This is a genomic window from Psychrobacter sp. 1U2 (assembly GCF_051847575.1).
Genome location: NZ_JBPYDC010001590.1, coordinates 1 through 568 on the forward strand (window position 1 = coordinate 1; position 568 = coordinate 568).

Genomic DNA, 568 nt, shown 5'->3' on the forward strand with positions numbered 1-568 from the left:
AATCCTACGCGCTCTAGGTACGCATCGGCTTTCCCAGCAGTATTAGCCGTTACTTGTTCGAACGTTATAGCGGCAGTATCAGTGGCTTGCATACCTACTGCTTGCCATCCACTATTATCAATCGCAATGCCATCTTGCTGCATATCTACGACAAGCAGTTGTGAGCGCCCATGCTCATCTCGATAAGTCATTACGCCATAGTTGACAATATTCGCGCCTGAACACCACGCTTTTGTACCACTTATTTTGTCTTGCTCATAGCGTATGGGATCAGGGTGGCCTTCTGACGCCCAAACTGCGCATAGCCCTTTTACTGCTTTGTCATAACCCAGTTCGTGCAAGATGCTTAAGGCATCTAGGTGCGACTCAAACCACTTTATAATCGTTAAGTCGATACTAGCAACATACGCCAGCACTTGCCAACGGACTAATGTGCGTGAGTCCGTTCCATTATTACCGGCAGCACCGCTGGCAGGATGCGGGATTTTGTCACTATAAGTGATTAAGAGATTCAATATGTCACGGCGCAACTCGTCCGTTATGACAGGCAAGTCAGTATCTGTTAAAT

1 pseudogene is annotated in these 568 nt (G+C 47.2%); it reads right to left on the reverse strand.

What is annotated here, in order from left to right:
- Positions 1 to 551: pseudogene (locus ACS8FD_RS23350) on the reverse strand (acyl-CoA dehydrogenase); the annotation flags it as partial.
- Positions 552 to 568 lie beyond the last annotated feature (17 nt).